Source organism: Haemophilus sp. oral taxon 851 str. F0397 (assembly GCF_000242295.1).
GTDB lineage: Bacteria > Pseudomonadota > Gammaproteobacteria > Enterobacterales > Pasteurellaceae > Haemophilus.
Genome location: NZ_JH591080.1, coordinates 128,550 through 154,828, shown reverse-complemented (window position 1 = coordinate 154,828; position 26,279 = coordinate 128,550). Strand labels below are relative to the sequence as shown.

Annotated in this window: 25 protein-coding genes and 1 tRNA gene; 9 read left to right on the top strand and 17 right to left on the bottom strand. The window is 37.2% G+C overall.

The genetic code is table 11. The features are described 5' to 3' along the window. Nucleotides 1–12: 12 nt before the first annotated feature. The 6 genes from HMPREF9096_RS02675 to HMPREF9096_RS02700 form a co-directional block, all read right to left on the bottom strand. A complete protein-coding gene (locus HMPREF9096_RS02675; RefSeq protein WP_009766804.1) occupies nt 13–873 on the bottom strand; it encodes a septal ring lytic transglycosylase RlpA family protein in 861 nt (286 codons plus the stop codon). Nucleotides 874–925: 52 nt separating this feature from the next. Next, nucleotides 926–2,041, bottom strand: a complete 1,116-nt coding sequence (rodA, locus tag HMPREF9096_RS02680) for a rod shape-determining protein RodA (RefSeq protein WP_009766803.1) — start codon at nt 2,039–2,041, stop codon at nt 926–928. Then, nucleotides 2,031–3,986, bottom strand: a complete 1,956-nt coding sequence (gene mrdA, locus HMPREF9096_RS02685) for a penicillin-binding protein 2 (RefSeq protein ID WP_009766802.1) — start codon at nt 3,984–3,986, stop codon at nt 2,031–2,033. The genes rodA and mrdA overlap by 11 nt, the downstream gene beginning before the upstream one ends. 21 nt (nt 3,987–4,007) lie before the next feature. Next, nucleotides 4,008–4,475 (bottom strand): 23S rRNA (pseudouridine(1915)-N(3))-methyltransferase RlmH, encoded by a 468-nt coding sequence (gene rlmH, locus HMPREF9096_RS02690; RefSeq protein ID WP_009766801.1) that lies wholly within the window; start codon nt 4,473–4,475, stop codon nt 4,008–4,010. 53 nt (nt 4,476–4,528) lie between these two features. Further along, nucleotides 4,529–4,837, bottom strand: a complete 309-nt coding sequence (gene rsfS / locus HMPREF9096_RS02695) for a ribosome silencing factor (RefSeq protein ID WP_009766800.1) — start codon at nt 4,835–4,837, stop codon at nt 4,529–4,531. Nucleotides 4,838–4,962: 125 nt separating this feature from the next. Beyond that, nucleotides 4,963–6,618 carry a putative transporter gene (locus HMPREF9096_RS02700; protein ID WP_009766799.1) on the bottom strand — a complete coding sequence of 552 codons (1,656 nt, stop codon included), beginning with the start codon at nt 6,616–6,618 and terminating at the stop codon, nt 4,963–4,965. Nucleotides 6,619–6,823: 205 nt separating this feature from the next. Between HMPREF9096_RS02700 and HMPREF9096_RS02705 the strand changes: the two genes are divergently transcribed. The 4 genes from HMPREF9096_RS02705 (at nt 6,824) to mreD (ending at nt 11,416) form a co-directional block, all read left to right on the top strand. Next, nucleotides 6,824–8,602, top strand: coding sequence for an ABC transporter ATP-binding protein/permease (locus tag HMPREF9096_RS02705; RefSeq protein WP_009766798.1), 1,779 nt, complete (start codon nt 6,824–6,826; stop codon nt 8,600–8,602). Nucleotides 8,603–8,737: 135 nt separating this feature from the next. Further along, nucleotides 8,738–9,793, top strand: a complete 1,056-nt coding sequence (locus HMPREF9096_RS02710; RefSeq protein ID WP_005637582.1) for a rod shape-determining protein — start codon at nt 8,738–8,740, stop codon at nt 9,791–9,793. Between the two features lie 79 nt (nt 9,794–9,872). Beyond that, the gene (gene mreC, locus HMPREF9096_RS02715; RefSeq protein WP_005639551.1) at nt 9,873–10,928 is read left to right on the top strand and encodes a rod shape-determining protein MreC; all 1,056 of its coding nucleotides are present in this window, start codon (nt 9,873–9,875) and stop codon (nt 10,926–10,928) included. After that, nucleotides 10,928–11,416, top strand: a complete 489-nt coding sequence (gene mreD / locus HMPREF9096_RS02720; protein WP_009766797.1) for a rod shape-determining protein MreD — start codon at nt 10,928–10,930, stop codon at nt 11,414–11,416. Before mreC ends, mreD begins: the two co-directional genes overlap by 1 nt. Before the next feature lie 52 nt (nt 11,417–11,468). Here the strand turns inward: mreD and HMPREF9096_RS02725 are convergent, their stop codons facing one another. The 5 genes from HMPREF9096_RS02725 to HMPREF9096_RS02745 are packed head-to-tail and all read right to left on the bottom strand — an operon-like array spanning nt 11,469 to nt 15,566. Continuing rightward, nucleotides 11,469–12,245 (bottom strand): TIGR01619 family protein, encoded by a 777-nt coding sequence (locus HMPREF9096_RS02725; RefSeq protein ID WP_009766796.1) that lies wholly within the window; start codon nt 12,243–12,245, stop codon nt 11,469–11,471. 9 nt (nt 12,246–12,254) lie between these two features. Continuing rightward, on the bottom strand, nt 12,255–13,058 hold the full coding sequence (gene xthA / locus HMPREF9096_RS02730; RefSeq protein WP_009766795.1) for an exodeoxyribonuclease III: 804 nt from the start codon (nt 13,056–13,058) through the stop codon (nt 12,255–12,257). A 47-nt stretch (nt 13,059–13,105) separates the two neighbouring features. Beyond that, nucleotides 13,106–13,780 carry a TIGR01621 family pseudouridine synthase gene (locus HMPREF9096_RS02735; RefSeq protein WP_009766794.1) on the bottom strand — a complete coding sequence of 225 codons (675 nt, stop codon included), beginning with the start codon at nt 13,778–13,780 and terminating at the stop codon, nt 13,106–13,108. After that, on the bottom strand, nt 13,780–14,844 hold the full coding sequence (locus HMPREF9096_RS02740) for a YcjF family protein (protein WP_009766793.1): 1,065 nt from the start codon (nt 14,842–14,844) through the stop codon (nt 13,780–13,782). The genes HMPREF9096_RS02735 and HMPREF9096_RS02740 overlap by 1 nt, the downstream gene beginning before the upstream one ends. Nucleotides 14,845–14,903: 59 nt before the next feature. Then, complete coding sequence (locus HMPREF9096_RS02745) at nt 14,904–15,566, bottom strand: Bax inhibitor-1 family protein (protein ID WP_009766792.1); 663 nt, start codon at nt 15,564–15,566, stop codon at nt 14,904–14,906. Nucleotides 15,567–15,746: 180 nt separating this feature from the next. Here HMPREF9096_RS02745 and HMPREF9096_RS02750 point away from each other — a divergent pair. After that, nucleotides 15,747–15,836: transfer RNA gene (locus tag HMPREF9096_RS02750), tRNA-Ser, on the top strand. A gap of 56 nt (nt 15,837–15,892) precedes the next feature. Here the strand turns inward: HMPREF9096_RS02750 and HMPREF9096_RS02755 are convergent. Beyond that, nucleotides 15,893–16,447 carry a YtfJ family protein gene (locus tag HMPREF9096_RS02755; protein ID WP_009766791.1) on the bottom strand — a complete coding sequence of 185 codons (555 nt, stop codon included), beginning with the start codon at nt 16,445–16,447 and terminating at the stop codon, nt 15,893–15,895. Between the two features lie 103 nt (nt 16,448–16,550). On the opposite strand from HMPREF9096_RS02755, the gene HMPREF9096_RS02760 reads away from it, so the two are divergent. Beyond that, nucleotides 16,551–16,877: a zinc ribbon domain-containing protein YjdM gene (locus HMPREF9096_RS02760; protein ID WP_032803523.1), complete on the top strand. Its 327-nt coding sequence runs from the start codon at nt 16,551–16,553 to the stop codon at nt 16,875–16,877. A gap of 63 nt (nt 16,878–16,940) precedes the next feature. On the opposite strand, the gene HMPREF9096_RS02765 is transcribed toward HMPREF9096_RS02760, so the two are convergent. From HMPREF9096_RS02765 to HMPREF9096_RS02785, 5 genes are read right to left on the bottom strand one after another with little or no spacing between them, the layout of a single operon-like run. Next, nucleotides 16,941–17,579, bottom strand: coding sequence for a bifunctional 4-hydroxy-2-oxoglutarate aldolase/2-dehydro-3-deoxy-phosphogluconate aldolase (locus HMPREF9096_RS02765; protein WP_009766789.1), 639 nt, complete (start codon nt 17,577–17,579; stop codon nt 16,941–16,943). Between the two features lie 8 nt (nt 17,580–17,587). Continuing rightward, nucleotides 17,588–18,991, bottom strand: coding sequence for a glucuronate isomerase (uxaC, locus tag HMPREF9096_RS02770; protein ID WP_009766788.1), 1,404 nt, complete (start codon nt 18,989–18,991; stop codon nt 17,588–17,590). Between the two features lie 9 nt (nt 18,992–19,000). Beyond that, nucleotides 19,001–19,846, bottom strand: coding sequence for an SDR family oxidoreductase (locus tag HMPREF9096_RS02775; protein WP_009766787.1), 846 nt, complete (start codon nt 19,844–19,846; stop codon nt 19,001–19,003). 11 nt (nt 19,847–19,857) lie between these two features. Then, on the bottom strand, nt 19,858–20,802 hold the full coding sequence (locus HMPREF9096_RS02780) for a sugar kinase (RefSeq protein WP_032803521.1): 945 nt from the start codon (nt 20,800–20,802) through the stop codon (nt 19,858–19,860). 51 nt (nt 20,803–20,853) lie between these two features. Continuing rightward, entirely contained in the window at nt 20,854–21,846 is a 993-nt protein-coding gene (locus HMPREF9096_RS02785) for a TRAP transporter substrate-binding protein (RefSeq protein ID WP_009766785.1), read from the bottom strand. A 210-nt stretch (nt 21,847–22,056) separates the two neighbouring features. Here HMPREF9096_RS02785 and HMPREF9096_RS02790 point away from each other — a divergent pair, with 210 nt between their 5' ends. Genes HMPREF9096_RS02790 through HMPREF9096_RS02800 form a run of 3 tightly spaced genes read left to right on the top strand, consistent with a single transcriptional unit; the run spans nt 22,057 to nt 26,279 of the window. Beyond that, nucleotides 22,057–22,575, top strand: coding sequence for a TRAP transporter small permease (locus tag HMPREF9096_RS02790; RefSeq protein ID WP_009766784.1), 519 nt, complete (start codon nt 22,057–22,059; stop codon nt 22,573–22,575). Nucleotides 22,576–22,577: 2 nt separating this feature from the next. Then, nucleotides 22,578–23,879 carry a TRAP transporter large permease gene (locus HMPREF9096_RS02795; protein ID WP_009766783.1) on the top strand — a complete coding sequence of 434 codons (1,302 nt, stop codon included), beginning with the start codon at nt 22,578–22,580 and terminating at the stop codon, nt 23,877–23,879. A 24-nt stretch (nt 23,880–23,903) separates the two neighbouring features. Further along, nucleotides 23,904–26,279, top strand: a complete 2,376-nt coding sequence (locus tag HMPREF9096_RS02800; RefSeq protein WP_009766782.1) for a TIM-barrel domain-containing protein — start codon at nt 23,904–23,906, stop codon at nt 26,277–26,279.

Below are 26,279 nucleotides of genomic sequence, written 5' to 3'. Positions count from 1 at the left end.
GTGTTCCTACAATTAATTTTTATATGTGTAAACAATTAGTGGCTTGTTTACTGCCATTTTTTGTAATTTAGCTCTCACTTGTGACATTTGCGTTTCGTTATCAAAAGGCCCAATGTGAATTTCGTATTTATTGCCTGAGCGATTTACTTCGGCTTGAATATTATCTAATGCAAGTTGCGTAATTAACTTATCAGCTTGACTACGAGAAGTAACCTCAAGCATTTTCAAGCGATAAACTTCATTTCCTTTTTTTGCATTTACTATCTTAAACGACTTATTAGAAGATTCATTAGATTTTACTAAACGATCAGCAGCTTCTTGAGTTTTTGCATGCTTAGCCAGCGTTCTTGTCGCTGCACCCGATAAATTCCCATTTTTAGCAACATGCAACGCCTCAATTCTAACATGCCCCATACCGCGAGAAATTAATCCAATTTCTTTCGCCGCCGCATGAGAAAGGTCAATTAAACGTTTATCACTAAAAGGCCCACGATCATTAATACGTACGATAACTTTACGGTTGTTATGTAAATTAGTCACCAAAGCATAAGAATTTATTGGCAATGTTTTATGCGCCGCAGTAAATTGTGTTGAATTATAAACATCACCACTTGCAGTTCTACGCCCATCAAATTTGAGATGATAGTAACTAGCCATCCCTTCTTTCGTATAGGATTTAGCATCATCTTCAGTTTTGGTCGTGTAAGTTTGCCCTTTCACGGAATAAGTACTAGGGGCAGGTACTTTGGTTACAATTGAAAGTTTATCCCCTTGGATACCATACATTTTGTGAGTGTCCGCATATGCTGAAAAGCTAGTAATTATAGCAAACAAAGCAAGTGCGGTCAGATTTAATAATGTTTTTAATTTCATAAGCGTTGACTATTTTCATTTATTTACTCTTTTAAGAAAAGCAAAAATGAAATTAGTTCCCTTTCATAAATTTTACTTGATGTGTATGAACTGACATCACCAAGCCAAAAGCAGCCATAATAGCAACATAAGACGTACCACCATAGCTGAATAAAGGTAATGGCACTCCCACTACAGGCAAAATACCACTTACCATGCCTATGTTAACAAACACATAAACAAAGAAAATTAACGTCGTTGCACCAGCAAGAATCCGCCCAAAAGAAGTTTGAGCGTTCACGGCAATTATCAAACCACGTACAATAATGAACAGATAAATGGAGATCAAAATAAGAAAACCAACCATTCCATGTTCTTCACTCATTACAGCAAAAATAAAATCTGTATGAGGCTCAGGTAAGAATTCAAGCTGGGATTGCGTACCCTGCATCCAGCCTTTTCCCCAAAGGCCACCAGAGCCAATCGCAATCTTTGATTGTAAAATATGATAGCCAGCACCGAGAGGATCTTTTTCTGGGTCCAATAATGTGAGAACGCGAGTACGTTGATAATCGTGCATTAGATATAGCCACATGATCGGAATAAATCCAGCTAAGCCAATCACTGCAGCTAAAATCAACCACCAACTCATTCCAGCTAAAAATACTACAAATAAACCTGACGCACTTACCAAAATTGATGTGCCTAAATCTGGTTGTATAGCCACAAGTAAAGTCGGAATCATAATCATTGCAATCGCAATAAATGTTTCACTTAATTTAGGTGGAAGTGGACGATTACCTAAATACACAGCGACCATTAATGGCACCGCAAGCTTTACAATTTCAGAGGGTTGAAAACGAATAAATCCAAGATCAAGCCAACGCTGTGCACCTTTACTCGTTGTTCCAATTGCATCCACTAAAATCAACATGATAAAGCCTATCAGATAAAGATAAGGCGCAATGCGTTGATAAAATTTAGGTGGGAATTGCGCCATGACGAGCATAACAGTAAATCCAAGAAAAACCTGAATAATCCGGTTATTAAACATGGTTTCACTCGCACCAGTGGCACTATAAAGCACAAGCATGCCATAGGCTGTTATTGCAACTAAGCCAATAAAAAGCCAAAAATCAATATGCAAACGTTGCCATGCGCGCAACCAGAAAGGGATTTTATCTTCCATTTATTTGCTCGCTCTCTTGTGGTAAATCTTCTTTTTGCTGAATAGGTGCATTATATTTTTCAACTTGTGGTAAACGCTGATTTAAATAGTAATCCATCACTTTACGCGCTAACGGTGCGGCATTACTTGAACCACCACCCGCATTCTCTAAAATAACTGTCACAACCAATCTAGGATTTTCATAAGGCGCATATGCGGTAAACCATGCGTGATCATGTAGTTCTTTTTTCAATCCCGCCGCATTGTATTTTTCATTTTCTTTTAAACTAAACACTTGAGCAGTACCAGATTTTCCTGCCACACGATAGTTTGCTCCAGCAAAAGCCTTTCTCCCCGTCCCTAAAGCTGAATTGACAACATTATACATTCCACGTTTTGCGGCATCCCAATAGCTTTGTTTAGCCTCTGTAATATCAGGATAAAGCAAAGGATCTTCGTAAGGTTTTAGAGTAGATACTTCGATTGCTTTCATCAAATGTGGGGTATTCACCTTTCCATTGTTCACCAATACAGCCGTTGCTTTTGCCACTTGTAACGGAGTTGCAGTCCAATACCCTTGGCCAATTCCCACAGAAATAGTATCACCTTGTACCCAAGGGCGTTTATAGCGTTTTTGTTTCCATTCGCGCGTTGGCATATTGGCTGCCGTTTCTTCTTGAATTTCAATCCCAGTTGGCATACCAAAGCCAAAGCGTTTCATCCAATCAGAAAGACGATCAATTCCCATACTATGAGCAACTTGGTAAAAATAAGTATCGGATGATTCTGTAATTGCTTTATTTAAATCTGTATAACCATGACCGCTCTTTTTCCAATCTCGGAATCGCTTAGTCGTATTGGGCAATACCCAATAGCCAGGGTCAAAAATCGTCGTATTTTGGCTAATCACATTCTCAGTTTGTGCAGCCACTGCAATAAAAGGTTTCACCGTAGAAGCTGGAGGATATACACCTTGGGTCGCACGACTATAAAGCGGACGAGCGGGATCATTTAATAGACGCTTATAATCTTCTGAGGAAATACCATCAACAAACAAATTATTGTCATAACTTGGCGTGGACACCATAGCCAGCACACCACTATCTTTGGGATCCAATACAACAATCGCACCTTTTTGCCCAGCCAAAAGATCAGTGATATAACGCTGCAATTCTAAATCGATAGTAAGATAAATACTTTTTCCTGCAACTGAAGGTTGTTCACGTAACTTACGAATAACTTTACCGCGGTTGTTGATTTCTACTTCTTCAAAACCTGTGGTGCCATGCAACTCATCTTCATAATAGCGTTCAATCCCCAATTTCCCCATATCACTGCTACCAGAATAATTGGCAAATTTTTCATCTTTTTTCAAACGTTCAACGTCTTTATCGTTGATTTTGCCCACATAACCTAAAATATGCGTCATAATCTCGCCATATAAGTAATAGCGTTTGAAATAAGGACGTACATCTAAACTTGGATATTGATAGCCACTCACTGCAAAACGTGCGATTTGTTCTTCTGTTAAATTGGGTTTCAATAAAATAGGCGTGTAACGAGTTCCGCGGCGACGTTCCTTTTTAAAATTTTCAATATCATTATCCGTCAATCCCACAATGTAGCGTAATTCATCTAAAGTGCGGTCTAAATTTTCAGTTTTTTCTGGCACAATATATAAACCAAAAAAAGTAAGATTTTCGGCTAATAATTTACCGTAACGATCATAGATTAAGCCACGCGTTGGAGGTAAAGGTAATAATTTAATTCGGTTACCATTAGAACGCGTTTGGTAAGTATCGAAATTAACAATCTGTAGCTGATAAATATTAGTGAATAACACCCCTGTTAGTAGCAAAATCCCCAAAAAAGCCACTAAAGTTCGGCGTGCAAAAAGGTTACGCTCCGCTTTTTTATCGCGGAACGGCTCATGAGTTGGCGTATTGAAGAATCTTTTTAAATTCATCTGACTAAAAATGAGGATTTACTATTCTCGATGATAAGGATGATTAGTAGTGAGCGACCACGCACGATACAAACTTTCAGCCACCACAACACGAACAAGTGGATGAGGTAATGTCAATGGTGAAAGCGACCAGCTTTGCTCTGCGGCCGCTTTACATTCAGGTGAAAGACCCTCAGCCCCCCCTATCAATAAACATATATCACGGCCATCGTTTTTCCAGGCTTCTAATTGCTCGGCTAACTGTGGAGTGGTCCAAGGTTTACCTGGAATATCTAACGTCACAACTTTGCCTTTTCCACAGGCAGCTAACATCGCCTTACCTTCTTGTTCTAAAATACGTTTAATATCAGCATTTTTTCCACGCTTACCTGCTGGGATTTCAATCAGTTCAAAAGGCATATCTTTTGGAAAACGGCGTTGATATTCCTCAAAACCCGTTGTAACCCAAGAAGGCATTTTTGTTCCTACAGCAATTAACGTGATTTTCACAAGTCATCCTTATCTAAAAAGTGTGGTTATTTTTCACCGCACTTTAATAAAATTTACGCCCAAAGTTTCTCTAATTGATACATTTCACGCGCGTCACGTTGCATGATATGTACGATTGCTTGACCAAGATCCACCACAATCCAATCTGCAGTATTTTTACCTTCTTCACCAAAAGTTTCAAAACCTGCTTTTTTACATTCTGTAATTAAATTATCTGCCATTGCAGAAACTTGGTGGCTCGATGTACCCGTGCAAATAATCATATTATCGGTAATCGATGATTTTCCACGTACATCAAAATGTACAATATCTGTTCCCTTTAACCCATCTAAGGTTTCCATCAAAAATTCAACTAATGCCATTTTGTTCTCGCTTCGCAATAAAAGTGCGAGATTCTATCATTGAATACCCTCTCGCGCAAAATCCACGCAAAAAATAAGCGCGAAATTAACCGCGCTTTTGTTTGTATAAATTGAACTTATTTTAGCTATGCAGCCCACAATAACACTGCTAATAATTGTGGAGACATTATCCGCAAGAACATCACCAATGGATACACAGTGGCATAAGAAAGTGCTGCCGCACCGTTATCTTCTTTAATTTCATTAGCAAATGCTAAAGCCGGAGGATCTGTCATTGAACCCGCAAGTAAACCACAGATTGTAAGGTAATTCAGTTTGCCATATAGACGAGCCAAAACACCGGTAATCATTAATGGAATAAAGGTGATAAAAATACCGTATCCCATCCATTCAAGACCAGAGCCATTCAACAAGGTATCAAAGAAACTTCCACCTGATTTTAAACCTACCACTGCTAAGAAAAGGACAATCCCTATTTCACGCAATGCCAAGTTAGCACTAGGTGGCATAAACCAGTAAAGTTTACCAATCGTACCAATTCTCGCTAAAATCAACGCAACCACCAATGGCCCACCAGCAAGTCCTAATTTTAACGCGACAGGGAAACCGGGAATATAGAATGGAATCGAACCAACGAGTACCCCTAAACCAATACCGAAAAACACAGGTAACATTTGCACTTGAAGTAATTTTTGTTGTGCATTACCAATTACGGAAATAGCTTTGTTTAGCACATCGGTATGCCCTACCATATGAAGTACATCACCAAATTGTAAAGTTGTATTCGCTGTTGGCACTAATTCAATACCGGCACGATTCAAGCGAGAGATCACCACACCATATTTTTGATGAATACCCAAAGTGCGGATCTTTTTACCTAAGACTTTTTCATTAGTAACCACTACTCGTTCGGCACGAATCTCTCCACTATAAGAGGATGTTGGCGCATCTACCTCATGACCAATAATCAAGCGCATTTTGGATAGAGCGGCATCATCGCCGACTAATTGCAAAATATCATTGGTACGAATTTCTGTGCTAGCCTTTGGAACAATTTCCATGTCCTCGCGTTTTAGGCGAGAGCAAACCACTTCCTCATCACTAAATCCAGGCACTTCAATCAGCATTAAACCATCTAAATTTTGGTTGGTCACTTTCACAGAAATGCTATGCAAACTTTCTTTTTCTTGACCGCTCTCTGCATTAAAACGAGCGGCTTCATCGTCCACTTTGACTTTAAAAAATAAGCGTATTAACCACATTGCAAGCAAAATACCACAAATCCCGAATGGATAAGCCATCGCATAAGACATTCCCATTGTCACTGTAGTTTGTTGCACGCCAAGTTCAGTCAAAATTTGCTGACCTGCACCAAGGGCTGGCGTGTTAGTTACTGCCCCTGCGTAAATACCAAGTGCAATATCTAACGGAACATCCGCAACCTTATGCACGATCACCGCTGCAACAGAACCGAGTACAACGATTAAAATGGCAAAAGCATTGAGTTTTAAACCTGATTTTCGTAAAGATGCAAAAAAACCAGGCCCAACTTGGATCCCAATCGTATAAACAAACAGAATCAAGCCAAATTCCTGCACAAAATGCAACGTACGTGCATCTAATTGCAAACCATATTGATTGGTGAAATGAGCCACAATGATACCACCAAACAGCACTCCACCGATGCCAAGCCCAACCCCACGGATCTTCCAATGCCCGATCCATAAACCGATTACGGCAACGAGGGCAAGAAGACTAATCGTGATTGCAATATCACTCATATTGACCCCTTAAAAATGAAATTTAACTCCTTCGGATTATATCCAAGTTGTTTTTTGAAAACCTTAACCAAACTCAAAAAATGCTACGTTCGTCACATTTTTTCTTGCGAAATTGAGCATAGACTCTACAATACCGAAAATTTTTGACCCTTTTATAAAAAGTGTGGTTATTTTTCACCGCACTTTTATCTCGGATGGAATATTTATGGATTACGGCCAAGAAGCCATTACTTCTCTTATTTGGATTTTACAAACGCTAGCTATCACCTCAGTCGTCTTTAGTTTTGGCATTTTTCTTTTGGTGCGTTTTACCCAATGGGGAAAACAATTTTGGATGTTTGCAGGTGGCTATCTTTCACCTAAACGCAGCATAAAACCTATCCTATTCTTTCTGCTTATTGTTGCGATGACATTACTCAGCGTACGTATCAGCCTTGTACATTCTGAGTGGTACAAAAATATGTACACATCATTGCAAGAATTTAATGAACATATATTTTGGCAACAAATGGGCTTGTTCTGCGCCATTGCCGCAAGTTCTGTTTCAGCAGCATTAGTAAGCTATTATTTAGAGCAACGTTTCGTCATCAACTGGATTGAGTGGCTTAACGAACAACTTGTTGATAAATGGATGGCACATCGAGCCTATTACAAAACACAGTATTTATCAGAAAACCTAGATAACCCCGATCAACGTATTCAACAAGATGTCCAATCTTATGTAAAAACCACGCTTTCTTTAAGCACCGGAGTCATTGATGCGGTCACCTCAATGATCTCTTACACGATTTTGTTATGGGGATTAGCAGGTCCAATGATGGTACTTGGCGTGGAAATTCCACATATGATGGTGTTCTTAGTATTTGGCTATGTCATTTTCACCACCCTCATAGCATTTTGGCTCGGTCGCCCATTAATATCGTTGAATTTTATTAATGAGCGCTTAAACGCAAACTACCGTTATTCTTTAATTCGCATAAAAGAATATGCCGAAAGTATTGCTTTTTACGCAGGTGAAAAGGTAGAAAAAAATCAGCTTTACCAACAATTCAATGCTGTCATCCATAACATGTGGGTCATAGTATTTAGAACGCTAAAATTTTCAGGATTTAACTTAGTTATAAGTCAAGTTTCTGTTGTTTTTCCATTGTTAATTCAAGTTGGGCGTTACTTTGAAAAACAAATAAAACTCGGTGATTTAATGCAAACTTTACAAGTATTTGGAAAATTGCACAGCAATCTTTCATTTTTCCGTAATACTTATGATAGTTTTGCGGGGTATAAAGCAACTCTCGATCGTTTAACTGGCTTTAGCTATGCCATTGAAAATGTAAATAATGAATCACAAACACAAATATATAATCATCCAACAGATGTAATTTTCAAAAATTTAAGTATTAAAAATCCATTAGGTCACACACTGGTAAAAAATCTCAACATTATGCTACCGCAAGGAAGTAGTTTACTCATTCAAGGAAAATCTGGTGCAGGGAAAACGACACTTTTACGAACAATCGCTGGGCTCTGGAGCTACGCAGAAGGTGAAGTAATTTGTCCAATAAACAGTCAACTTTTCTTATCGCAAAAACCCTATTTGCCACAAGGAAATTTGATTTCAGCATTAACTTATCCCAATAAGCCAGACAATATTTCACATACGCAAGCGGTAGAAATATTAAACAAAGTGCAACTGGGGCATTTGGCTGAACAATTAGAAAAAGAACAAGACTGGACGCGTATTCTTTCTCTTGGTGAGCAACAGCGTTTAGCGTTTGCGCGTTTGATTCTACACAAGCCTGCCGTAGCCTTCTTAGATGAAGCCACAGCAAGTATGGACGAAGGTTTAGAATTTGCGATGTATCAACTATTAAAACAAGAGCTACCAAAAACCACGCTAATCAGTGTTGGCCACCGTTCAACGCTAAAAGCATTACATCAACAACAACTGATTTTGCAAGATAAAGGTCAGTGGCAACTAATGTAAAAAACACGAAAAACAACTGTAATTTCAACGCATTTTTTGGTACATTTAGCACAATTTTTTGCGTGCTTGGCAATGAGATAATTTCACTTTTTTCAGCCAAGCAAAATTAACTCTGATTTTAGAAATAGGATAATTATGTTATTTAAAAAAATTCGTGGACTTTTCTCAAACGATCTTTCTATCGACTTAGGTACTGCAAACACGTTAATTTATGTGAAAGGTCAGGGTATTGTCTTAGATGAACCTTCGGTTGTTGCCATTCGACAAGATCGCGTTGGTTCACTAAAAAGCATTGCGGCTGTAGGTAAAGAAGCGAAATTAATGCTTGGACGTACACCAAAAAGCATCGCTGCTATTCGCCCAATGAAAGATGGTGTAATCGCAGACTTCTTTGTTACAGAAAAAATGTTGCAATACTTTATCAAACAAGTTCACAGCGGTAATTTTATGCGTCCAAGCCCTCGTGTACTTGTCTGTGTGCCTGCTGGTGCAACACAAGTAGAACGTCGTGCAATTAAAGAATCCGCAATCGGTGCTGGTGCACGTGAAGTATATTTAATTGAAGAGCCAATGGCAGCCGCAATCGGCGCTAAATTACCCGTTTCTACTGCGGTTGGTTCCATGGTAATTGACATCGGCGGTGGTACGACTGAAGTCGCTGTTATTTCCTTAAACGGTATCGTATATTCTTCTTCAGTTCGTATCGGTGGTGACCGTTTTGATGAAGCGATCATTTCTTATGTTCGCCGCACTTTTGGTTCTGTTATCGGTGAACCTACTGCTGAACGCATTAAACAAGAAATCGGTACAGCCTACATTCAAGAAGGTGATGAAATTAAAGAAATGGAAGTGCATGGTCATAACCTTGCTGAAGGTGCTCCTCGTTCATTCACCTTAACCTCACGTGATGTGTTAGAAGCTATTCAACAGCCCTTAAATGGTATTGTTGCAGCCGTTCGAACCGCACTTGAGGAATGTCAGCCAGAACATGCAGCAGACATTTTTGAGCGTGGTATGGTATTAACTGGTGGTGGTGCACTACTACGCAATATTGATATTCTCCTTTCCAAAGAATCGGGAGTGCCAGTCATCATTGCTGAAGATCCATTAACCTGTGTTGCTCGCGGTGGTGGTGAAGCATTAGAAATGATCGATATGCACGGTGGCGACATTTTTAGTGACGAAATTTAATTTAGAACAAAAATAAAAAGTGCGGTTAAAATGACCGCACTTTTCCTTTTAATCTTTTTATCTCAACGTAGGACGCTTAATGAAGCCTATTTTCGGTAAAGCCCCCCCGCTTGGCATTCGATTATTATTAGCTATAGCAGCTTCCCTTTCTTTAATCTTAGCTGATGGTCAAACTAATTCAATGACTAAAGCGCGCAGTGCCATGGAAACTGCAGTGGGTGGTCTCTATTATCTTGCCAATAGCCCTCGTACCGTATTAGATGGGGTATCAGATAATTTAGTAGATACCAGTAAATTACAAATCGAAAATAAAGTATTACGCGAACAATTACGTGAAAAAAATGCAGATTTACTCTTACTAGATCAACTCAAAGTCGAGAATCAGCGTTTACGTTTATTGTTAAACTCCCCTTTACGCACCGATGAATACAAAAAGATTGCGGAAATTTTAACTGCAGAAACTGATATTTATCGTCAACAAATTGTTATTAACCAAGGCGAAAAAGACGGTGCGTATGTAGGCCAACCTGTAATTGATGAAAAAGGCGTCATTGGTCAAATTATTTCTGTGGGTGAGAACACCAGCCGAGTACTACTCTTAACTGATGTCACTCATTCTATTCCAGTACAAGTTCTACGTAACGATGTTCGCGTCATTGCAAGTGGTACAGGGCATACCGATGAGCTAACTCTTGATAATGTACCTCGTTCTGTAGATATTGAAAAAGGTGACTTACTTGTAACGTCTGGTCTTGGTGGCCGTTTCCTTGAAGGCTATCCAGTAGCAGTTGTACAAAGCGTTTCACGCGATGGTTCCAATTACTTTGCAACTGTCAAAGCCAAACCTCTCGCAGCCCTTGAACGCTTACGCTATGTATTGCTACTTTGGCCAAGCAATTTAGATATGTCTAAAGTAAAATCGATGTCTCCAGAAGAAGTGCGTAATTTAGTGCAAAAACGTTTAGAAAGCCAAGCAAATGAAGCTGATTACAAAGTAAAAAAAGCCCCATTAACAGACGATAATCTTCAAGAAAATAAGGATAAATCAACGGTTGAACCTGAAATTCCAACCGATGCACCACAAAATGAAGAAGCTGTACCGTCAGAACAACAAGAACATAGGGAAGAAGACTAATGCAAACTCGCTTTATTTTACAATGGCTCACAATTTTAAGCTTCTTTGTCGTGGCATTAGTGCTAGAACTCGCACCCTGGCCACTTGGTTTTCAGGCATTTAAGCCGGCTTGGTTAGTTCTCGTTTTACTTTACTGGGTTCTGGCTATTCCAAATAAAGTCAGTATTGGATGGGCATTTTTATTAGGACTTGTATGGGATTTAATCCTAGGTTCCACATTAGGTATTCATGCCCTAGTCCTTTCTGTGACAATTTATTTTGTGGCAAAAAACTATCTCGTACTCAGAAATTTATCGCTTTGGTTTCAAAGCCTTTTAGTGATTTCGTTTGTGTTTATTGTCAGATTAGCTATTTTCTTAGTCGAATTCTCCCTGCATACCGCATTTTTTAACTGGCAAGAAATCTTTGGGGCATTGGCCTCTGGAATATTATGGCCATGGGTATTTTTATTAATGCGTAAAATGCGCCGAAAAGTTAAATTACATTAAAAAAGAGAGATAAATATCTCTCTTTTTTTATGACTTGTGAGTATCTAAAAACCTAATTCAACTGCTTATTAGCATCCATCAAAGAATCACATTCCCAGCCGATATACTCTCCCGCAAATTGTCCAGCCAGTTTTTCAAACCGTTCGACTTGTTCAAAAATTTCACCATTATCTAATGAAATTTCTTGCTCTAATTTCACTAAGAAATAAGGTTCATCATCTTCATTAAATTGAATAGCTTGTGCGGAATATTGTAATGTTGTGAAAGAATAATCACCTAAACTAAGCTCATCCATGAAAGGGAACATTTTCTCTTCTTCATCAAAATGAAAACTATGCTCCACTAGATACGTATCACTTAAATCACGGCCTTTATTTTTAAGCAAATCAAGCAACTCTTCCGTTGCATTTAATTTAATCTCTAATGGAGAAGCAAGCAAAAAGTCAAAATAAGTATCCCAACTTAAATCCTTTTGCACATTAATATCTTTAACAAAATCAATTTGTTGTAAAGTTTCTACAACAAGATTTTCATGCTCACAGTAAAAATGCATTTTGGCTTGGGAATTACAAATAAAATGTCCCGCAAAAAATACATTCGGAAGTGCGGTTAATTGCGCCAGAATTTTAAATACACGATTAATTAACTTATCGTATTCGACTTCTGAGGGCAAACCGGTTTCATCATCTGCCTTATAAGCGATAGTGAATTGCACTATTTTATCGAGATCTTTACCGTGATATTTTTCAACATCTTCAATATTTGCGGTAAACACGGCGGGCATACCATTCACGGTAGAACGATAATTCTGCCAATTAGCCATATCCATGTCGCTTTCCTATTTAAATTCAGCCCAAATCGGTGCGTGATCAGAAGGTTTTTCCATTGCTCGAATATCTAGTGCAATGCCCACATCGACACAGCGTTCAGCCAATTTTTGACTTACTAAAATATGATCAATTCGTAAACCTCGATTATCATCAAAACCTTTAGAACGGTAATCAAACCACGAGAATTTATCATTTGCTGTCGGGTTCAGCTTACGGAAACTATCTTCTAATCCGTAATCGTACAAACGTTGATACCACTCTCTTTCTTCTGGTAAGAAAGAACATTTACCTGTGCGTAACCAACGTTTACGATTTTCATCTCCGATACCAATATCTAAATCACTTGGACTAATATTCATATCACCCATAATTAAAATCGGATTCAATTTATCGTGTTCTTTTTCTAAATACTGTTGGAGATCCGCATAAAACTTCTCTTTAGCTGGAAATTTAGTCTCGTGCGCACGGCTCTCCCCCTGAGGAAAATAGCCATTAATGACAGTCAACAAACCAAAATTAGTTTCAAGATCAGCCATAATAATGCGTTTCTGCGCATCTTCATTGTCTGTTGGAAAACCACGACGAACCGCTTTAGGTTCTTGTTTAGTCAATAATGCTACGCCATAGTGACCTTTCTGTCCGTGATGAAATACGTGATAACCTAAGTTTTCTGTAATTTCATAAGGAAAAGCCTCATCAGCGACTTTAATTTCTTGCAAGCCGATTACATCTGGCTGATATCTTTCAATAATAGCTTCAAGTTGATGTGGACGAGCACGTAAACCATTTATATTAAAAGAGATAAATTTCATTTTTGTTCCTATTAAAGAGTAAAATTGGCTTTATTATACAGAGATTTCTATTTTGATAAAAACGGCTTTGCCAGATAAGCCTTAATTTGCTCAAACACACTGGATTTAATCCAAAATTGACCTTGAGAGGGTAAATAAGTTACCGAAATAAAATCATTCAAATAATCAAATTCCAATTGGGCAGCATGCAAATAAGTGCGGTCAATTTTTTCAGTGTTTTTAGCATAAAGTCCATCACCCAAAATCGGACTACCTAAACTTTTCATCGCAACACGTAATTGATGCGTTTTCCCTGTTTGTGGTTTTAAAATAAATAAACGTAAATTAGGCTCACAGCTTACACTTTCAAAACGCGTAATTGCGGGGTTTTCTTTTGTTTGACAAAGTTTCCATGCGCCATCTCGAGCTTTCTTCATATCCCCGATAATCAAACCTTGTTTCTTTTTAGGCTTTTGGTTACTTAATGCCAAATAAGTTTTATGAATTTTGTGTTCAGAAAAAAGTCGTGAAAATTCAGCCGCACTTTCAGTATTCAATGCCAAAATCAATAAACCCGATGTAACTTTATCCAAGCGATGAACTAACCAGACTTGAGGCACATTCAGTTGTTTTGCAACAAGTTCTGTTAAACCTTGTTCTGCTTGATCTTTATGAACGCTAATACCTTCCGGCTTGTTGATAATAATAAAATCGCTATGTTGATAAACAACCTCGATTTTCATCAGACTTGCTCCTTTTTGTAAATTTTATTTTTACCGAGAACAATATCTTTCACCGAGCTAAGTAATTCCTGTTGAATATGTGAGAGCTTTGGTTTTTCATTTAATTGAAATGCTAATGGGCGACAAAGCTCCATTGCTTTCACGCCTAATCTAGCAGTGAGCAATCCCACGCCGATTCCTTGAGCTATGCGCGCAGAAAGTTTTGCTGTTACATCTTGAGAAAGCCAATCCATTCCAATATCTTGTGCCACTTCGGTTGCTCCAGCAAAAGCAATATTGACCAATACCATTCTTAACAATCGAATACGTGAAAAATACCCTAATTCAATTCCATAAATCTCAGCAATCTTATTCATTAATCGAAGATTTCTCCACACAATAAAAAACATATCCACCACAGCAAGTGGACTAATCGCAACAATCACCGCTGATTCAGCGGCCATTTTACTAATCAATTTTTTAGCTTGTGAATCAAAAGAAGACAAAACATTACGGCTGAATAAATGCGTAATTTCTTGCGCTGAATAAGCTTCATTTAATTGGTGTTGCCATTGAATTACCTCTGAAGAATCATTTTCCAAACGTAGCGATTTTGCAATATCTAAGCAAAGAACTTTACTTTTTTCTGCGTTATGAACAGAAAAAACATCGCCATTTTTTACCGCACTTTCTAACCAAATCTGCTGACTTTGTTGTTGCAATTGCTCACGTTTTTTTAAACAAACTAAACGTCGCCACTCACCAATAATCTCTTTAATCCCCAATAAAATGACAATTAAACTGACTAAAGCAAAAGCAAGATAAATCCATTGATGTTGTTGATAGCTATCCCAAATCCACTGCACGGATTGCGCAACTGTCGCTGCACCAAATAAAAGTGCGGTAAATTTTAATAAAGTTTTTCCAAAACCTGATTTTGGTTTCAATGCCTGTTCAAGCTGAGCATCAAGTAATTCCCCTTCCAAGGGTTCATCCAGCTTTGTTTCTACATGATGAAACTCTTGCTTAGGCTGATATTGTTCTTCCTCAACGTTGACTGCGTGTTCAAAAATTTGTTTTTCCATTGCCTATTCCAAAAAATAACCCCACTGAAAAGTGGGGTCACAACGTTAAAATTCAATCATTATTCATCGCTTGAGAAAATAGAAAGTAATCTTAATAAACTCAAGAATAAATTGTAGATTGAAACATAAATATTCACGGTTGCGCGAATGTAATTCGTTTCACCACCATAGATGATATTACTGGTTTCATACAAAATAGTCATTGTAGAGAACACAACAAATAATGCACTAATTGCGACTGATAACGCAGGAATTTGGAAGAAGAAACTTGCCGCCATACCAAGCAATAGCACAATAAATAATGCGAACATTGCGCTTGATAAAAATGACATATCTTTTTTCGTAGTCAATACATAAGCGGAACACGCGAAAAATACGATAGCAGTTCCTGCAAATGCAAGCATAATCAGATCTTCCATTCCACGTGCCACATACATATTTAAAATTGGCCCGATGGTGTATCCCATAAATCCGGTGAAAGCAAAGGCCGCCAAAATACCAGCAGGACGATCAGCTAATTTATTTGTTAAGAAAAGTAAGCCATAAAAACCCACTAATAACACAATAATATTTGGATATGGCAAGTTTAGACTCATTGAAATAAACGCAACAACCGCTGAAAATGCCATGGTTAATCCCAATAAAAAATACGTGTTACGCAACACTTTATGTGTGCTGAGTAGCGATTCCTGCTGTGCATCCACAATAAGACGTGATTGCATAAAAGCTCCTTGTATAATAAGTAAAAAGTCTCTTGTAAAGTAAGGGCTAGGGGTAAAAAAGTCAATGGTATTAATAGAATTAATTTCATCAAAATGAATAAATTATCATCACCTAAACTTAAATCATTAGATTTCTGTTTACATCAATAAAATATTCATTATACTACGTCCATCAATCACGGAGGAATGGTCGAGTGGTTGAAGGCACCGGTCTTGAAAACCGGCGAGGGTTTACGCCCTCCTAGGGTTCGAATCCCTATTCCTCCGCCATCAGAATTGAAAAATCCCTAAGTCGAAAGGCTTAGGGATTTTTACTTTGTATTACGTTATTTGGTCAATCCATTCACGAGTGAAATAACAGCCTGAATATCACTATCAGACAATTTTCCTTCTTTCACAAATTTGATTTTTCCCATTTTGTCTAACACGATAATTGCGCTATCTTTAGGATTTAATTCCCAAGTATTTTTCACCGCACTTTTATCATCTAATACAACCTGGCTATGTGGATTTTCCTGTTTTCCTTTTTGTGCACTATTTTTTACAAACATACCTGTACCAACAATCGCATCATCCGCATTAATAATGGTCGTTGTTTGGTATTTTGCAGGGTTAAAATGAGATGCTTTTATCGCATCAATCATTGGCTGATTTTTCTCTTTTGCTGCAGTTCTACCCGCTAAATGATGGACAACGCGCACTTTACCCGCTAATCCCGCAGAACTCCAAGCTTGAAACGCAGTATCTTTACCAGAAAGTACAATTTCACCATACTCACTCACTTTGACCGATGGTAAAGATTGCTCTAATTGCAAATTGTGTGCCCAAGTTGAACTACTAAATATCACGCCACAAACTAAGGCAAGAATTTGTTTTCTCATACATTTTCCTCAAAAATTCATCAAAAACTTTCACGCTTTGGAGAAAGACATCTTTTTTGCTATACTCGCGCGCCTATTATATGTAATCAAGAAGGAAAACCCAATGGATCAAATGCCTAATTGCCCAAAATGTCAAAGTGAATACGTTTACCACGATTCAATTAATTTTGTTTGCCCTGATTGCGGTAATGAATGGGATAATAATGAAATTCAAGAATCAGATGACGATCAACTCATTGTAAAAGACAGCAATGGGAATTTGCTTGCAGATGGCGATGATGTACTTTTGATTAAAGATTTAAAATTAAAAGGTTCATCAGAAATATTGAAAAAAGGTACAAAATTCAAAAACATCCGCTTAGTAAATGGCGATCATAACGTTGATTGCGGCAAAATTATGCTGAAATCTGAGTTTTTGAAAAAGGCTTAGAAACAAAAGAGCGCTCAAGAAAACAATAGTTTTCTGACCGCTCTTTACATCATAAATAAGAAGTTATCGAGTTAGCTCAACAGCTTCTTTCACTAAACGCCCTATTTCCGCCCAATTTTTTGCTTTAATCAATTTTTTCTCCACAAACCAAGAGCCACCGCAAGCCACAATGTTTGGAATAGCTAAGTAATCTTTAATATTATGCAAACCGATTCCCCCTGTTGGCATAATTTGAAGTTGAGCATAAGGTCCTAACAATGCTTTGATCATCTTCACACCACCCGATGCTTCTGCAGGGAAGAATTTTACCGCAGAAATTCCCATTTCTAATGCGGTTTCAATGGCCATAGGATTATTCACCCCTGGCGTTATTGGAAAATTTAAATCTTGACATAATTTCACAATTTTTGGATTAAATCCTGGTGTTACCACAAAATCCGCCCCACTATTTCTTGCTAGCATCACTTGTTCAGCTGTTAAAACTGTACCGGCAGCAATTAAAAAGTCAGGTCTATTTGCACGCAACAAACGGATCGCATCTGCTGCTACTTCAGAACGAAATGTAATTTCCGCCACTGGCAAACCATTTTTATCCAACGTATCTGCTAGCGGCAAAATATCTTCCGCATAATCCAACGCAATTACAGGCACCACTTTCAATTGGCGGAGTTTTTCAATGATTTGTTGAGTTGTGTATGACATAATTTTTCCTATTTAAAATAATTTTTTGCGTTGTTGAAACAAATATCTTCAATCATTTTACCCAATAATGAAATATCATTTGGCGCTTCACCTTTTTCAACCCATCCACCAATCATTTCACACAAAATACGACGAAAATATTCATGACGAGTATAAGATAAGAAACTACGTGAATCAGTAAGCATACCTATAAATTGGCTTAATAAACCCAATTGTGAAAGCTGTTGTAGCTGGCGCTCCATACCATCTTTTTGGTCATTAAACCACCAGCCTGATCCAAATTGAATTTTACCAGCTACGCCACCGGTTTGGAAATTACCAATCATACTGCCAATCATCTCGTTATCACGAGGATTCAAACAGTACAAAATTGTTTTTGGTAACTGATTTTGACGCTCCATCGCATCCAATAAATGGGAAAGCTGTTCTGCATAAGCACGATCGCCCATAGAATCAAATCCACTATCCGCACCAAGCAATGTAAACATTCTAGTATTATTGTTTCGGATTGCACCAATATGCATTTGCATCACCCATTGGCGTTTACAATATTCCGAAGCAAGCCATACCAGAATTGCTGTGCTAAATTGCGCAATTTCTTCTTCTAATATAGGTTGATTTTGCAAACGTTTTCGAAGAATATCATCTAATACTGATTCGTCTGGGATTGGAGCAAAACGAACAATTTCCATACCATGATCAGCCGATTTACAACCATGTTCATCAAAGTGATTTAAGCGTTTGACTAAGGCTTTTTGTAAATCAGCAAATGAACAAATTTCAATATCAGCGACTTGGCTAAGCTGGGCGATATAATCATTGAATGGTGGCAACTCAATTTTAAACACTTTATCCGGTCGCCAACTTGGTACAACCTCAATATCAAAACTATCATCATTTTTTATCGTTTGATGATATTCCAATGAGTCAATTGGATCATCTGTTGTTCCTACCAATTTCACATTCATTTTCTTCATAATTCCACGAGCTGAAAATTCAGGTTGCTGCAACATTTCATTGCATTGATACCAAATTTTATCTGCATTTTGTGGATTAAATAATGTATTAGTAATTCCAAAAGGACGACGTAATTCTAAATATGTCCAGTGATAAATTGGATTACCAATACAAAGCGGAACAGTTTTTGCCCAAGCTAAATATTTTTGGTAATTATCCGCTTTGCCTGTAATTAATTCTTCCGGCACACCCGCCGTACGTAAAGCACGCCATTTATAATGGTCGCCTTCTAACCAAATTTCAGCCAAATCTTTAAATTGGCGATTTTCAGCCACTTCTTTTGGACTTAAATGACAGTGGTAATCAAAAATAGACTGATGTTTTGCATAGTCATGGTAAAGCGTTTTTGCTGTATTTGTTGAAAGAAGAAAATCTTCATCCATAAATTGTTTCATATTATCCTCCTACACACCGCTATAAGCAGAGAATCCACCATCAACCGGTACAATCACACCATTGACAAAACTCGAATAATTTTCATCGATTAAGAATAATAATGCGCCAAGTAATTCTTCTGGTTCACCAAAACGCCCCATTGGCGTGTTAGTGAGGATTTTATTTGCGCGAGCGGTTGGATGACCTTCTGCATCAAATAATAAAGCGCGATTTTGGTTACTGACTAAAAAGCCCGGAGCTATGGCATTACAACGAACACCCACTTTAGAAAAATACACAGCAAGCCATTGTGTGAAATTACTGATCGCAGATTTTGCACCGGAATAAGCAGGTATTTTCGTTAACGGTGTAAAGGCATTCATACTTGAAATATTGATGATATTTGCACCTTTTTTACCAATCATATCTTTTGCAAAAACTTGAGTTGGCAATAACGTCCCCAAGTAGTTAAGATTAAATACAAATTTAATGCCTGATTTATCCAAATCAAAGAACGTTTTTGTTGTTTCATTCAAATCAAATTGATGAAATTCATTATCGGTAGTCGCTTTTGGATTATTCCCACCTGCACCATTAATTAAAATGTCACAAGTGCCAAAATCGGTTTCAATTTGATTTCTCACTTCTTTAATATTTTCAAGCTCTAACACATTTGTTTTATAAGCTTTTGCATGACCACCTGCTTGATTAATCTCTTGCGCCACTTTATCGGCTGCTTCAAAATTAATATCTAATAAAGCGAGATTAGCTTTTGTATGCGCCAACTTTTTTGCTAAAAATGCGCACAACACACCGCCAGCACCGGTAATGACAATCAATTTATTTTCTAAATGATGGTTAGCTGCAATATTCATATTGTACTCCGTTAATTAAATTCAGATTGAAGATGAGAAATGGCGTGTTTATCAATAATCGCGCCTTTATGTTGAATCACTATGCCTGCTACACAATTGCCTTGTTGACAACAAATTTTTAAAGGTTTATTTCGTAAATAACCATTTAAAAAGCCGGCATTAAAAGAATCGCCTGCAGATGTAGTATCCACAACATTCGAAATAGGTTTAGGTACAACTTGTCCATATTGGAAAGTTTGAGAATCTGAAAAAATCGCGCCATTTCGACCGCACTTTACAACCACTTTTGGTATACCAATTTGATGTAGACGAGTTAAAGTATCTTTCTCATCTTCATCATTCCACAATAATTGCTCATCATCAAAGGTGACAAGTGCGAGACTCACATAAGGCAACAATTGCATATAGCAATCTTGGGCATCTTTTAATGAATCCCAAAGTTTAGGGCGGAAGTTACTATCAAAAGCGACTTGCACACCTTTTTGAGCTAATTTGATCAGTTGGTCAACAAGAAAAGTACGGTCATTTTTAGGTAAGATCGCAAGTGAGATCCCGCTTAAATAAATCATATCCACTTGCTCTAGATCTGATAGAACCTTTGAAAAATCAGGATGTTGTACCATATAATGCGCAGCAGACTGATTACGCCAATAAAGAAACGTACGTTCTCCTTGTTCATCAAGCTGGATAAGATATAAACCAGGTTGGTGCTTTTCATCTTTTAACACCCAGTCCGTATTCACTCCATCCGCTTGCCAATGCATTCGCATTTGTTCACTTAAAGTATCTGATCCCAATGCAGAAACATAGTGAACTTGGATGTCATTTGATGAACTGATTCTGCTAAGATAAGTAGCTGAATTTAATGTGTCACCACCATAGCTTTGCCACATCTCGCTAAATGGCTTTCCATTCAGTTCGATCATACACTCGCCGATAAATGCTATTTTTTTCATATTTGCTCCCAAAATGAAAGGATACGCAAAGGCGTACCCTTCCAACATTAATTACTTGGTTGCTAAACTATCAATACGTTCAATGTATTCTTTAAGCAAAGGATTGGCTTTTGCCGCATCGTGCATGCTTTTTGTTATATCAATGAAAGGTTGTTTATCCACTTTCACAAATTCTACCCCCAATTTATCTTTAGCTTCTTGGGTGGTTTCAGCAATCATTTTTTGCCATAAATCTTTGTGATATATCATTGAATCATCAGCAGCTTTTTTTAGTGCTTTTTGTTGTTCTGGAGTCAATTTATCCCAAGATTTTTGACCAATTACAAGCACATCAGGAATCATAGTATGTTCATCTTCACTAAAGAATTTAGCCACTTCACCATGACGAGCCAAGGTTAATGCTGTTTGGTTATTTTCAGCACCATCAACTACTTTTTGTTGCAATGCTGTATAGAGTTCACCATAAGCTAAAGGCGTTGGAGATGCCCCCATTAACTTGATCATTTCTACAGCTGTTGGACTTGGTTGAACACGAATTTTCATTCCTTTTAGATCTGCTGGTGATTTAATTGGCTTAGCCGCATAAAAACTGCGGGCACCACCATCATAATAAGTTAAACCGATAAAACCCTTACCTTTTGATGAATTCAAAATTTTTTGTCCAACTTCAGGATCAAGTAATGCACGATAATAATGGTCTACATTATGGAAAAGGTAAGGAATATTATATGCGCCATAAGATGGCTCAAAAGCTTCCAATTCACTCGCATTGGATTTTGCCATATCAAGTGAACCTGATTGCAGTAATTCCATTGACTCTCGTTGCGTACCAAGTTGACTATTCGGATAAATACGGATCACCACTTCACCATTAGTTAATTTTTTCACTTCATCTGCCATATATTGCATTGAAATATGGACAGGGTGGGTTTTGTCATTATTGTGACTTAACTTCAATACAGTTTTAGCAGAAGCTGAAAATGCCATACCTGCTGATAACGCCAAGCTCAATACACAAGAAAGAGCATTTTTTTTGATTTGCATAACGCATCTCCCATAAGTTAGTAAATTGAAAAACAATCCGGAACAACTTGGATGTTGGGAAGATGATAGACCAAAAAAATTAAAGTGGTCAATTCGATTATTTTAAATTGGTGATCCACATCACACTTTTAAATAAAAAAACTTGCAAAAAAGAAATTTCAAATCATAATTGGTTCACCAATTTAAGTATAACGGCAAAAAGGAGTTATAATGAACAAGTTCATATCCATCATAAATAGAGTCTTATCAACACTTTGTGTTGCATTAAGTTCATTCTTGGTCATCTGTGTAGTTTGGCAAGTTTTATCTCGCTATATTCTTAACACACCAAGTACTTATACCGATGAGATAGCTCGTTTTCTCTTCATTTGGGTTGGTCTAATGGGGGCCGCCTATGCATTAGGTCAAAAGAAACACCTTGCAATTGATCTTTTAGTTAGCAAGTTTGAAAACTCACCACTTAACCAAAACCGTTTACAACTTATTATTAATCTTATCAGTGTGGTATTCGCTACAGTTATTATGTGCTATGGCGGATTTAAACTTGTTATAGATACCGTTAATAATGGGCAAATATCACCAGTTTTAGGCATTCAGATGGGGCTTGTCTATCTTGCAATTCCTTTGAGTGGTTGTTTTATGTTGCTTTATCTTTTAAGGGATATTGTTGATAACATTCACAACATAAACTCAGCACATTTACTAACATCAGCTCATCAAGGAGAATAAAAATGGAATGGTCAAATATCATTGTACTTTGCTCTAGTTTCTTTGTACTTCTATTTATTGGTGCACCAATTTCATTTTCTATTGGTATTGCATCACTTCTTACTATAATGCTATCAATTCCTTTTGATGCTGCTATTGCCGTTATTTCTCAAAAAATGGCTTCTGGTTTAGATAGTTTCTCTTTGCTTGCTATCCCATTCTTTATCTTAGCTGGCAACATTATGAATCGTGGTGGCATTGCAATACGACTAATTGAATTTGCTAAAGTAATTGGTGGACGATTACCAGGCTCTCTAGCTCATGTGAATGTATTAGCTAATATGATGTTTGGTTCAATTTCTGGCTCTGCTGTAGCATCAGGAGCAGCAATGGGTGGGATTATGTCACCTTTACAAAAGAAAGAAGGATATGATCCTGCTTTCTCTGCTGCAGTGAATATCTCATCTTGTCCTACCGGACTATTAATACCCCCTAGCAATACATTCATTGTTTACTCTTTAATCTCTGGTGGCACATCGATTGGTGCATTATTCCTTGCTGGTTACATTCCTGGGATTTTGATGGGATTATCCATCATGGTAATTGTGGCTATTATTGCGAAAAAAAGAAAATATCCTGTTTCACCTAAACCAACTCGCTCAGAAGCAATGAAAAAAACGCTAGATGCCTTACCTAGCCTCGGTTTAATAATCGTTATCATGGGTGGCATCATCGGCGGTATCTTTACTGCAACAGAAGCCTCTGCTTTTGCCGTTGTTTATACCTTAATTCTTGCAGTTGTTTTCTACCGTGAAGTAACCATCAAAGAATTACCAAAAATTATTTTAGATTCTGTTGTTACAACCGCTATTGTGCTTCTCTTAATTGGTACATCAATGGGTATGTCTTGGGCAATGGCAAACGCAGATATTCCTTACACTATTAGTGATGCATTATTAAATATCTCTGACAATCCAATTGTTATCCTATTAATCATCAACATTATTCTATTAATTGTTGGTGTATTCATGGATATGACCCCTGCATTACTTATTTTTACTCCAATTTTCTTACCTATCGTAACAGAATTAGGTATGGATCCCGTTCACTTCGGTGTATTGATGGCATTTAACCTTTCTATCGGTATCTGCACTCCACCAGTTGGTAGCGCATTATTCATTGGTTGTTCCGTTGGTGGTGTAAAAATTAATCAGGTTATTAAACCATTATTACCATTCTATTTCGCACTTATTCTAACATTATTATTGGTGACTTACGTTCCATCATTAAGTTTAGCGTTACCAAAAATGTTATTAGGTTACTAATCTATTGATTGGAGAAAAATAAAGATGAAAACGCTTAAAAATTGGCAGTTTATAAAAAATCATAATCATCGTATTGATATTTCTTGTGATCATGGTTACCAACTTCACATTTTCGTATTAGAAAATGATATGCTGAGAGTAGCATTTACGAAAAATAACGAATTTAAAGTACCACATACCTGGGCTATTACCCCAAATCAAACTGATGTTGATTGGCAAGGTCGCGATAAATGGTCATTAGATGGTTTTACTTGTCCTGATTATGAAATAAAACAAACAGAAAAAACACTTGAAATTTCGACCGCACTTTTAAAACTAACCATTCATCAACCACTCTATTTAGAGTGGGAATACAAACAAGATGGTAAATGGAAACCTCTCTTTACTGATAGAAAAACCGGTGCTTATTTAATGAGCATTTCAAATACAGAAATCTCTCATTATTTACAAAGAAATACACAAGATCATTACTACGGTCTCGGTGAAAAAACAGGTAATTTAAATCGTCATGGACGTAGATTTGAGATGCGTAACCTTGATGCAATGGGCTATAACGCAGAATGTACGGATCCACTTTATAAACATATTCCGTTTTATGTTACTCACACAGAAGATGTTAGCTATGGTCTATATTACGACAATCTTGCATTATGCTGGTTTATTTTAGGCAGTGAAATCGATAACTACCATGCCTATTACCGCACTTATAAAGCAGAAGATGGTGATCTTGATTACTACGTTATTCTAGGTCCAAAAGTTTTAGATGTAACTAAAAAATATTGCAAATTAACTGGTGGAACAACCTTTGGACCTAAATGGAGCCTTGGTTATAGCGGTTCTACAATGCACTATACCGATGCACCTGATGCACAAGAACAACTTAAAAAATTTGTAGATTTATGTGATCAGCACAATATTCCTTGTGACTCATTCCAGCTTTCGTCAGGTTATACGTCTATCAATAGGAAACGTTATGTCTTTAACTGGAACTATGACAAAGTTCCACAACCAAAAGAAATGACAAAATATTTCCATGATGCAGGAATGAAATTAGCCGCTAATATTAAACCTTGTTTATTACAAGACCATCCACGTTATCAAGAAGTGGAAAAATTAGGGTTGTTTATTAAAGATTCCGAATCTGAGAACTCAGAAAGATCTATGTTTTGGGATGATGAAGGTTCACATTTAGATTTTACTAATATGGATACCGTCAATTGGTGGAAAACAAATGTAAAACACCAATTACTGGATTATGGAATTGATTCTACATGGAATGATAATAATGAATTTGAAATATGGGATAATTATGCCAGATGCCATTATTTTGGAAAAGGTATGCCAATTAAGCTACTTCGCCCATTACAACCTTTATTGATGATGAAATCGTCTTATGAAGCACAATTAGAATATGCGCCAAATAAACGACCTTATCTTATTTCACGTTCTGGCTCTCCGGGCATGAATAGATATGTTCAAACTTGGTCTGGAGATAATCGTACCAGTTGGAACACATTACGTTATAACATCAAAATGGGATTAGGTATGAGCCTTTCCGCTCTTTATAACGTCGGTCATGATGTTGGTGGTTTTTCAGGTAATAAACCAGATCCTGAACTATTTGTTCGCTGGGTTCAAAATGGTGTGATGCATCCACGTTTTACCATCCACTCTTGGAACGATGATAAAACAGTCAATGAACCTTGGATGTATCCACAAGTAACAAATATTATTCGTGATGCCATTGAACTACGTTATGTATTAATGCCTTATTTATACAACACTCTTTGGAAAGCACACCATGATAATGAACCAATGTTACGTCCAACGTTCCTTGACCACGAGCATGATAAAAACACATTTACAGAAAATGATGATTATCTTTTTGGCGAAGATTTATTAGTTGCATCAGTGGTAGAACCAAACCAAAGAGTACGCGATGTCTATCTTCCACAAAATTTTGTAGGTTGGTATGACTTTTACTCTCATAAGTGGTTTAATAGCGGCAAAAAAATCAAGGTAGATGCTCCATTAGAAAAAATTCCTTTATTCTTAAGAGCAGGAAGCATTATTTCAATGGCGAGAAAAGGACATAAAAATACATTATCTGATGACTATCGAGAATTATTAATTATGCCTTTTATAAATCAAGGAGAAAGAAATATTATAGTGTTTGATGATGATGGAGAAAGTTTTGATTATTTAAAAGGTAAATATTTGAAACTTGACATTCATCTAAAATGCACTAGCCAGACAATCGAACTCACTTTAGAAAAATCAGGTGACTACTTACCTAAATATACGGAAATCAATTTCCGCCTTCCGAAACAAGAAAGAAGAAAATTTATTATCAACGGTAAATTAGCTAACCAAAATTATAAATTGAGTTTATCAAACTAA

Coding starts and splice junctions, on each gene's coding strand:
- uxaC (WP_009766788.1), bottom strand. CDS start 18,991: ATGAAACAATTTATGGATGAAGATTTTCTTCTTTCAACAAATACAGCA.
- HMPREF9096_RS02790 (WP_009766784.1), top strand. CDS start 22,057: ATGAACAAGTTCATATCCATCATAAATAGAGTCTTATCAACACTTTGT.
- rsfS (WP_009766800.1), bottom strand. CDS start 4,837: ATGGCATTAGTTGAATTTTTGATGGAAACCTTAGATGGGTTAAAGGGA.
- HMPREF9096_RS02700 (WP_009766799.1), bottom strand. CDS start 6,618: ATGAGTGATATTGCAATCACGATTAGTCTTCTTGCCCTCGTTGCCGTA.
- HMPREF9096_RS02710 (WP_005637582.1), top strand. CDS start 8,738: ATGTTATTTAAAAAAATTCGTGGACTTTTCTCAAACGATCTTTCTATC.
- HMPREF9096_RS02705 (WP_009766798.1), top strand. CDS start 6,824: ATGGATTACGGCCAAGAAGCCATTACTTCTCTTATTTGGATTTTACAA.
- HMPREF9096_RS02675 (WP_009766804.1), bottom strand. CDS start 873: ATGAAATTAAAAACATTATTAAATCTGACCGCACTTGCTTTGTTTGCT.
- rodA (WP_009766803.1), bottom strand. CDS start 2,041: ATGGAAGATAAAATCCCTTTCTGGTTGCGCGCATGGCAACGTTTGCAT.
- HMPREF9096_RS02740 (WP_009766793.1), bottom strand. CDS start 14,844: ATGGAAAAACAAATTTTTGAACACGCAGTCAACGTTGAGGAAGAACAA.
- HMPREF9096_RS02725 (WP_009766796.1), bottom strand. CDS start 12,245: ATGGATATGGCTAATTGGCAGAATTATCGTTCTACCGTGAATGGTATG.
- HMPREF9096_RS02745 (WP_009766792.1), bottom strand. CDS start 15,566: ATGCAATCACGTCTTATTGTGGATGCACAGCAGGAATCGCTACTCAGC.
- HMPREF9096_RS02775 (WP_009766787.1), bottom strand. CDS start 19,846: ATGAATATTGCAGCTAACCATCATTTAGAAAATAAATTGATTGTCATT.
- xthA (WP_009766795.1), bottom strand. CDS start 13,058: ATGAAATTTATCTCTTTTAATATAAATGGTTTACGTGCTCGTCCACAT.
- HMPREF9096_RS02780 (WP_032803521.1), bottom strand. CDS start 20,802: ATGAAAAAAATAGCATTTATCGGCGAGTGTATGATCGAACTGAATGGA.
- mreD (WP_009766797.1), top strand. CDS start 10,928: ATGCAAACTCGCTTTATTTTACAATGGCTCACAATTTTAAGCTTCTTT.
- HMPREF9096_RS02755 (WP_009766791.1), bottom strand. CDS start 16,447: ATGAGAAAACAAATTCTTGCCTTAGTTTGTGGCGTGATATTTAGTAGT.
- HMPREF9096_RS02760 (WP_032803523.1), top strand. CDS start 16,551: ATGGATCAAATGCCTAATTGCCCAAAATGTCAAAGTGAATACGTTTAC.
- HMPREF9096_RS02735 (WP_009766794.1), bottom strand. CDS start 13,780: ATGAAAATCGAGGTTGTTTATCAACATAGCGATTTTATTATTATCAAC.
- HMPREF9096_RS02800 (WP_009766782.1), top strand. CDS start 23,904: ATGAAAACGCTTAAAAATTGGCAGTTTATAAAAAATCATAATCATCGT.
- HMPREF9096_RS02795 (WP_009766783.1), top strand. CDS start 22,578: ATGGAATGGTCAAATATCATTGTACTTTGCTCTAGTTTCTTTGTACTT.
- HMPREF9096_RS02785 (WP_009766785.1), bottom strand. CDS start 21,846: ATGCAAATCAAAAAAAATGCTCTTTCTTGTGTATTGAGCTTGGCGTTA.
- mreC (WP_005639551.1), top strand. CDS start 9,873: ATGAAGCCTATTTTCGGTAAAGCCCCCCCGCTTGGCATTCGATTATTA.
- mrdA (WP_009766802.1), bottom strand. CDS start 3,986: ATGAATTTAAAAAGATTCTTCAATACGCCAACTCATGAGCCGTTCCGC.
- HMPREF9096_RS02765 (WP_009766789.1), bottom strand. CDS start 17,579: ATGTCATACACAACTCAACAAATCATTGAAAAACTCCGCCAATTGAAA.